General features: G+C 41.0%; 6 protein-coding genes. 5 read left to right on the plus strand and 1 reads right to left on the minus strand.

Translation table 11 applies throughout. The annotated features are described in order from the left end of the window. On the plus strand, positions 1–1,449 hold the full coding sequence (locus CLV38_RS08250) for a glycoside hydrolase family 43 protein (protein WP_211295445.1): 1,449 nt from the start codon (positions 1–3) through the stop codon (positions 1,447–1,449). Positions 1,450–1,506: 57 nt separating this feature from the next. Here the strand turns inward: CLV38_RS08250 and CLV38_RS08255 are convergent, their stop codons facing one another. Then, positions 1,507–2,151: a pentapeptide repeat-containing protein gene (locus CLV38_RS08255; RefSeq protein WP_106193930.1), complete on the minus strand. Its 645-nt coding sequence runs from the start codon at positions 2,149–2,151 to the stop codon at positions 1,507–1,509. 214 nt (positions 2,152–2,365) lie between these two features. Here CLV38_RS08255 and CLV38_RS08260 point away from each other — a divergent pair, with 214 nt between their 5' ends. The 4 genes from CLV38_RS08260 (at position 2,366) to hflX (ending at position 8,659) form a co-directional block, all read left to right on the plus strand. After that, positions 2,366–5,641 (plus strand): DEAD/DEAH box helicase, encoded by a 3,276-nt coding sequence (locus CLV38_RS08260; RefSeq protein WP_170068850.1) that lies wholly within the window; start codon positions 2,366–2,368, stop codon positions 5,639–5,641. Between the two features lie 103 nt (positions 5,642–5,744). After that, entirely contained in the window at positions 5,745–6,074 is a 330-nt protein-coding gene (locus CLV38_RS08265) for a four-helix bundle copper-binding protein (protein ID WP_106193935.1), read from the plus strand. A 413-nt stretch (positions 6,075–6,487) separates the two neighbouring features. Continuing rightward, positions 6,488–7,423 carry a tRNA (adenosine(37)-N6)-dimethylallyltransferase MiaA gene (gene miaA, locus CLV38_RS08270; RefSeq protein ID WP_342751969.1) on the plus strand — a complete coding sequence of 312 codons (936 nt, stop codon included), beginning with the start codon at positions 6,488–6,490 and terminating at the stop codon, positions 7,421–7,423. Continuing rightward, entirely contained in the window at positions 7,424–8,659 is a 1,236-nt protein-coding gene (hflX, locus tag CLV38_RS08275) for a GTPase HflX (RefSeq protein WP_106193937.1), read from the plus strand. Positions 8,660–8,853: the final 194 nt, after the last annotated feature.

Below are 8,853 nucleotides of genomic sequence, written 5' to 3' on the forward strand. Positions count from 1 at the left end.
TTGGTCACCTCAACTTTCGCCTATTTTCCTGGGGTTCCCATTTATCACAGTAAAGACCTGGTCAACTGGAAACAGATCGGAAATGTACTGGACAGAAAAAAACAGCTGAATTTGTTAGGAGCAGCTCATTCACAAGGAATATTTGCTCCATCCATTAGATACCATGACGGCACTTTCTATATGATCACGACTAACGTAACCAATGGGGGGAACTTTCTGGTCAAAACAGATGACCCGTCAGGTGACTGGTCAGATCCTTACTTCATAGACAATGCACCCGGGATCGATCCGAGTCTGTTTTTTGACGATAATGGAAAATGCTACTATGTCGGAACCCGTGAAAATCCTAGAGGCGCTACTTATAACGGAGACTGGGAAGTTTGGCTTCAGGAACTAGATCTGGAGACGATGAGTCTGATAGGCATCAGCACCAAGTTATGGAAAGGCGCACTTCGTGACGCTATCTGGCCTGAAGGACCACATATTTACAAAAAAGATGGGTTTTATTACCTAATGATCGCTGAAGGAGGGACAGGATTTAATCATGCCATTTCGATCGCACGCAGTGAAGCAATCGATGGTCCTTATATTGGAAACAAAAACAATCCTATCCTCACTCATCGTCATTTAGGTAACCAGTACCCGATTCATAATGTCGGACACGGAGATTTAGTTGAAACACCTGATGGGAAATGGTATCTGACTTGTCTGGCCAGCCGTCAGTTCAATGGGTTTGATAATTTAGGAAGAGAGACGTTTCTTGCTAAAGTAGAATGGGAGGATGGATGGCCAGTCATTAATCCCGGAGAAGGTCGTCTGCTTGATGAACAGGAACATGACTTGCCTCTAGTACCAATTGAATCAAGAGAAGCCTTCAAGTTGGCTGAATCAGACTCAGGATTCCTTTACTTGCGTAATCCTGACTGGAAAAATTATGACAGAAAAAGCCGTAAAGACTGGTTAAGATTGCACCCGACAGCTGTGACGATTTCTGACATGAAGTCTCCAAGTTATATTGGGTTGAGACAGACATCAATGGACTTTACTTTAAGTGTAGATATGGAAGAAGCGCTGAAAGAGAAGGAAGAAGCAGGATTGGTTGTTATTCAAAATGACCGTTATTCGATTCGTTTAGTCATTACAACAGAAAATGGAGCTAAAGTGGCTCAATTCATTACTTTGATAGATGGAGTAGAAACAGTCGTTGGCTCACAAGAAGTGGCTGGTCACGCGTTTATCTTATCTCTGAAAGGTGAAGGACAGACTGTGAAAGCAGTAGTTGAATCATCTGATAAAACAGTTACAGTAGCAGAAGAGATAGATGTCCACTATTTAAGCACTAAAGTTGCAGGCGGATTTGTTGGCTGCACAATGGGCGTTTATGCTGTTTCTGAGCAGGAATCGCCCGGTTATGCTGACTTTAACACATTAACCCTAACTAAGGACTAATACAAAGAGAGTAGACTCTAACGGCAGTGTTCTGCTGAATAAGTCTACTCTCTTTTTTTAAGTGTCTTTAATGGTCAAATCAAGTAGATCCAAGAATCCTAAAGCCTGCGTCTGATTGACGACGGCGCCTTTTACATCTTCCATGCTAATTTGAAGCGTATCAAATTCTGACGTACTTAAGTCTATTCCTCTAAGAGAGGTTTGGCTGAATTTTGTTCTATCCATATCATTTCGTTCAAAAAAAGTCTGCTTTAACTGACATTCCAGAAAGTCAGCTTCTAACAATTTGCATTGGGCAAATAAAACTGATTTAAATTTTGTGAAACCAATACTTGATAATTGCATCATACAATCCTCAAAAGTGACGTGTTCCATAAAGCTGTCACTTAAAAGTAATCCATTCATGCGGCACTGTCTGAACCAGACGTGTTTCAAAGTCGTCTCAGTCAGTTCAGCATTGATACATTCACATTTTATAAATTCCACTTCTCTGAAATAGGCATTTTCAATTCGTAAAGTGTCAAACTGAACACGATTGAATCTGACCGATTTAAATTCGACCAGCCTTACATCTTCCAGAGTTACAATACAATCGGCGATTTCCACGTCCTCGATGTAGGGGTCTTCCGGGTCAAAGACCTCATCGAAAGTGACTACTTTCAGATCAGCAGGTAGTGAAGGTTTGATTATTTTCTTTTTCATAGGGCCTCCTTTATAGGGATGATAAAGTATAAAATAAAGACTAAATAGGAACAAATTTAGGTAATCTAACAAGATTTTGTTTAATTATAGCACTCATTTTATTATATTAGTCCAATAAACCCAAAAAGTTTGGTATACTTAATAGATGAACTTTTTAGGTAAGCAATAAAATGAATGCACATACGACTATAGTTGAAAAAGGATGACTGATAATATGAAGAAACAAGCATTTCCAGAAATGACGATCACTTCTTTAGCCAGTAACTACTCGACCTTTTTGCAGGGGAAGGAAGTATACAAAAATAGAGAAGTCGGTAATTTGAATGTTGATACTAAAAATCATACTGTTCAGTTTTCAGTCGAAGACCGTCAATTAGAAACCGTTCATCTGCGTTTTTATCCTAATGGAGTTGCCAGAAAGTACCACTGTACCTGTAAAGCATTTGAAAAAAACTCAGGAGCCTGCAAACATGTTGTAGGTGCCATGTTTTATTTGAATGATTTGGATGCTGATGACCTGACTGATAAAAATCAGGCAACACCATCAGGTAAATTACAACCTATGTTTTCTTATAAAAAAAGTGAAAAAGCGATCACAGAACTGCTGCATTTGTCCAAACAGGAAATTGCCAGACAAACGGACTCCTTATACAAGCAGCCTGTTTATGTGGAGTATATTTTAAATGTAAGTGGCACTGCAAACAGTCCTTTGTACGAGTTGTTTCTTAAAATTGGGAAAGATTACCTGTACATTGTAAAAAATACGTCCAAAGTGATCGATGACGTTATAAACGGCGAGCCGATTGAATTCGGAAAGAACTTTACCTTCGACTCTAAAGAGTATGCGTTAATGGCGGAAGACCGGTATGTCTTTGAAAAACTGAAGGACATTCAAGATATCGTGTCTTCTTTACTGCCCATTGGCTATGATAATCAGTTAACGAACCGGGAAAGTTATACGATACCGGCACTTTACATTAAAGAAGTTATTCAGCTGCTTGAAAAAACAATGGGTGCCTTTGTCCGTTTCGGCAGACCCCCTAGACAGTTGACTCAAATTGAAAGAGGCGACACGCTTCGAGTGAAGCAAGGGATAAGCGATCTCGATCTGTCCTTTGCTTTCGAGAAGAAAGAAAATTTATTCCATTTTTCATTGTCTGACACTTCTATCACTGTTGAAGATTTTCATTTTCATGCAAAAGGTAAAATGCTGGAATATAAGAAGGTATTCTATTTATTATCGTCACCTACTTTTGAGTTGATTCAGAGCATTTTCGAAGGATTAAAAACATCTGGATCGTATACTTTAGTTATGCGGAAAACAGAAATTGAAACTTTTTTATCTGTTACATTATCGCAACTCACCGAAGTCATAAAAGTAGATATGGATGATGCGGTCAAGCAATTGATTTATCAGGCACCGTTTGAACCCCAGCTCTATATTGATACGGAAGGTCAATCACTGCTGATCAGACCGACCTTCTCATATGGTCAGACGACCCTTTATCCGCTGGAAGAACTGGAATCTCTAAAAGAAGAGAGTATTCTGATTCGCGAATGGAAAAAGGAATCCGATGTCTTAAATTTACTGTATACTCATATTCCGTCAGTTGCCCGTCAACAGACTATGTGGCGATTGACAGAAACCGATACGATTAGTGCTTTCTTATATGATGCGCTACCGGAACTAGCTGACACGATGGAAGTATTCCTCTCACAGTCAGCCCGTCGATTGATTTACAGTCCTAAGCGTCAGCCTCGGGTCACAATGGAGCTCCGTGAATCGTCTAATTTGCTGGATATCAGCTTTGAAACTGAAGATATTCCTTCCAATGAACTGCAAGCTTTACTGAAGGAACTGGAAAAAAATCAGCCGTTTTACAAGTTGTCGAGCGGTCAACTGGTCAACTTGAAAGATCCTTCCTTCCAGGCGATGAAGCGTGCAAAAGAATCTCTGGATATTGAAGATGATGAATTTGAAAGTGACATGACTGTTTCCGTCTTCCAGGGCTTGTCAGCTTTGGACGAAGAAACAATCAGTAGAGGGAAACGATTTAAATCACTTGTTGAACAACTGTTAAGTCCTGAGACACTCGACTTTGAACTGCCTAAAGGGCTGAAAGCGAACATGCGCCCTTATCAGGTTACTGGTTTTAAATGGATGAAAAGCCTGGATCATTACGGATTTGGCGGTGTGCTGGCGGACGACATGGGACTGGGGAAAACGGTTCAGACGATCGCCTTCCTACAGTCGAAACTGGAAGAAAAAGACGGTCGATTCCTGATCATCTGCCCGTCAAGTGTTGTATATAATTGGCAGCACGAGTGGCATAATTTTGCACCTGATACCAAAACAATCATTATTTCGGGGACAAAAGAAGAGCGTGAGTTGAAGAAACAGGAAGCTCTGGATAATGATATAAGAATTTGGATCACCAGTTATCCACTTGTTCAACGTGACTCTGACTTATACGATGATCAGGTCTTTGAATCAATCATTTTGGATGAGTCCCAAACAGTTAAAAACAGTGCTGCTAAAACCACTCAATCGGTCAAAAAATTAAAAGCTGAAACAAAAATCGCCTTATCAGGCACGCCGATCGAGAATCATTTAGGGGAATTGTGGTCCCTGTTCTCTATTATTCAACCGGGCTTGTTTAAAAATAGAAAAGCCTTCCAGGCCATGGATCAGGAACGGATATCAGCTAAAATCAAACCGTTCATTTTAAGACGACTGAAACGAGATGTTCTGCAGGATCTGCCCGAAAAAACGGAAACCACAGAATACATTGAATTATCAGATAATCAGAAACGCTTGTATCAGACTCAGCATGCAGCGATCAGACAGGAAATTAAGACGCTGATTGATACGGATGCGCTGAATGCCAACCGCATAAAAGTATTGGCTGGTATGACACGACTGAGACAAATCTGTTGTGATCCGAGACTGGTCATGCCAGACTTTGAAGGGGCGTCATCCAAACTGGAACGATTGATGGAATACCTTGAAGAAGCACGGGCAAACGGCAAGCGTGTTGTCTTGTTCTCACAATTCACTTCGATGCTGAGACTGATTCGCGATCGTCTGGATGCGATCGATATAGATTATCACTATCTCGATGGTCAGACTAAAAATGAAGACCGCTTGCACTTGACAACTCGTTTTAATACGGGCGAGAAAGACCTCTTCCTGATTTCACTGAAAGCAGGTGGAACTGGGCTCAATCTCACGGGTGGAGACACGGTTATCTTGTATGACTCCTGGTGGAATCCGGCAATCGAAGATCAGGCTGCCGACCGCGTACACCGATTTGGTCAGAAGAAATCCGTACAGGTCATTCGTTTCATCACGACAGGAACAATTGAAGAGCGCATCAATGATCTTCAGGAGAAGAAACGTGAACTGATCGATTCAGTCATTACTAAAGGAAATGAACAGTCCCTTAGCAGCCTTTCGACAGATGAGGTTCTGGCTTTACTTGAGGATTAACTGAAAGCTTAAGAAGCGTCTTTAGAAGGATGGCTATCGCTTGATACCAGCTGTTTTTTCCTCGTATACTAAGAATAGAGAACCAATACGAGGAGGAAGAATAATGGAAGCTAATTTAAGGAAAGTGATGGATGCTGCATATGATTGTATGCAGGCGTGTAACAACTGCTTTGATTCGTGCTTGAAGGAAGACGAGATCGACATGATGAGGGAATGCATTCGTCTGGACAGAGAGTGTGCGGATATCTGCCAGATGGTCTTGTCATTCAGCGGAAGAGAAGGATCACTGCGAAACGACCTTGTTTCCTTATGTGGAACGATCTGTCAGGCTTGTGGTAAAGAATGCGAACAGCACAAGCATGACCACTGTCAGGAATGTGCCAGAGCTTGTTTCACCTGTGCAGAGGCTTGCCGCGACTATGTAAAAGCTTAAGAAAATCAAAACACCGTATCAGCGAAAAGTTTTTCATTTAAACTTTTTAACTGATAAGGTGTTTTTTCATGTTAATCTACTTGTGCCAGATTTTACGACAACTAGACCATAGGGTGTCGTTCCATAAATGAATTGAGAGCTGAACGACATATCTTTGCAAATTAATCTAGTTCAGCCCTTAACTACATAGCTGAACTTTATTGAATCAGAATTGAGTTAAGTTTAGCTGCTTTTTCATACCCTGAAGTGCACTTATTAGTTTGCATGTAAAGTTCAGGTCTGATTACTAAGCTAAACTCAACGTATGCACGTGCACTTTACCTGAATGCATTCCTAATTGAGGTAACGCTTCATTTTATATACCCTATTTATATATGCTATACTTAATAGACCATAGTATCTGGAGGATTAATGTGAAAGAAAAGATTATTGTCATTGTTGGACCGACTGCAGTTGGGAAGACCCAGTTGAGTTTAGAGCTTGCCCGAACATTTGATGGAGAAATCATTAACGGTGATTCAATGCAGGTATATAAAGGATTAGATATCGGTACGGCTAAAGTAACTGAAAAAGAAGCCGAAGGGGTTATTCATCATTTGATCGATATAAAAGACCCTGAAGAACCCTATACGGTATCTGATTTCAAAAAAGATGCCGGTTCAAAAATAAAAGAAATCACTGAAAATGGTAAGATTCCTATCATAGTAGGAGGCACAGGTCTTTATATTGAGTCGCTGTTATTTGACATCAGTCACGGCGGAAAAGCTCAACCTAACGCGAACTTCCGTCAGAAGATGGATGAACTGGTAGAACTGAAAGGAAAAGACTATCTGCACTCTCTACTGAAAGAAAAAGATTCAAAAGCAGCGGAATCTATTCACCCTAATAATGTGCGTCGTGTCATCAGAGCGCTTGAAGTGATTCACGAAACGGGAGAGCCATTCTCCCATTATCAATCAGAAAAGCTGAAAGAACCAGTTTATGATGCCTTAGTCATCGGACTGACGACTGAAAGGCCTGTGTTGTACGAGCGGATCAATCAGCGTGTAGATTTAATGGTCGCATCAGGACTACTGGAAGAAGTTGAAGCATTACTGAGTAGAGTGCCGGAAGATGCACAAAGCCTAAAGGGTATCGGGTATAAGGAGTTCTCCTTTTACTTTAAAGGTAAAGAAGAGCTGGAAGGTGCTGTCGAGGCTGTCAAGCAGCACTCCAGAAATTACGCAAAGCGCCAGTTGACCTGGTTCAGAAATCGTTTCGAAGTGGACGTCTGGGCAGATTTGATCAGCGATCCTGATTCGATCATAACAGTAAAACAAAACGTAAAAGACCATATAGGATGTGATTAAATGGAACAAGATAAAACATATGAAAAAGTTATTATTGTTGGAATAGAGAAACAGAACGAAGAAGATGCCTTCCGTTACTCATTTGATGAGTTGGAACAGCTGGTCGAAAATGCTGGTGGAAAAGTGGTTGCCCGTTTATCACAGAAGAGAGAGCGTATAGACCATAAAACAGTAATAGGAAAAGGGAAAGTAACTGAATTGAAGAATTTGGCGGAAGAACTCGATGCCCAGACGATCGTGTTTAACCAGGAACTGTCTCCAAGTCATGTGCGCAATATCCAGGAACTGATCGAGGCCAAAGTAATTGACCGCATTCAGGTTATCTTGGACATCTTTGCTCTAAGAGCCCAGAGTAAAGAAGGAACACTACAGGTGCAACTGGCTCAGTTGTCTTACATTCTACCTCGACTCGCAGGTCAGGGGGAGAACATGTCCCGACTGGGTGCAGGTATCGGAACGCGTGGGCCAGGTGAAACGAAACTGGAAACAGATCGCCGTCATATTCAGCGTCAGATGACTGAAATCAGAAAAGAACTGAAAAAAATTGCAGCTCACCGTGAACGTAGTCGTGAGCAGCGTAAAAACAGTAATGTATTTCAAATAGGACTGATAGGCTATACTAATGCTGGAAAATCCACACTGCTTAATCAGCTGACTAATTCTGAAACATACGAGAAGGATCAGCTTTTTGCCACTCTGGATCCGTTGACACGAAAATGTGAGCTGCCTTCTGGTATGCAGATTACCCTGACAGATACCGTTGGATTTATTCAGGAGTTGCCGACCCAGCTGATTGAAGCATTCAAGTCTACACTTGAAGAATCGAAGCACGTCGATATGCTGCTCCACGTCGTTGATGCGTCAGCCGAAAATATTAAAGTACATGAAGAAACTGTTATGGAACTGGTGGAAGAACTCGGTATGAACCTGATTCCAATGCTGACAGTTTATAATAAGAAAGATCTGATTGAAGGCTCCATTCGTTCAACTCTTTATCCGAACGTGACGATTTCAGCTAGAAAAGATGATGATATTGAGATTCTTAGAGAGGCCATTGAAAAAGAAATGAAAAAACAGATGGTTCCCTACCAGTTAAGTATTCCCGTAGAGCGTGGAGACTGGCTAGTGGAACTGCGTCAGTTCACTCTTCTGGAACGCCAGTTATTTGATGAAGAGAACAAAGTGTACGCAGTGGAAGGGTATGCTAAAAAAGGATCGACGCTGCTTCAGGAGTAATCTGTAGAATTAGTTATAGCAGTTTTAGATAGTTAATAATTAAGATAAGCTGTCAATATTATGACACAAATTGTATAGTGTTACACAAAGACGTTTATTGGTTCTATAATATTTGGTGTTGGTGAGTTCCTTTGGAACTTACTGGCACCTTTTTTGTATTTCAATAGAAAAAGGCCTGTAGATTCCCTTATACT

The organism is Alkalibacterium olivapovliticus (assembly GCF_003003275.1).
In the GTDB taxonomy this organism is placed as follows: domain Bacteria; phylum Bacillota; class Bacilli; order Lactobacillales; family Carnobacteriaceae_A; genus Alkalibacterium; species Alkalibacterium olivapovliticum.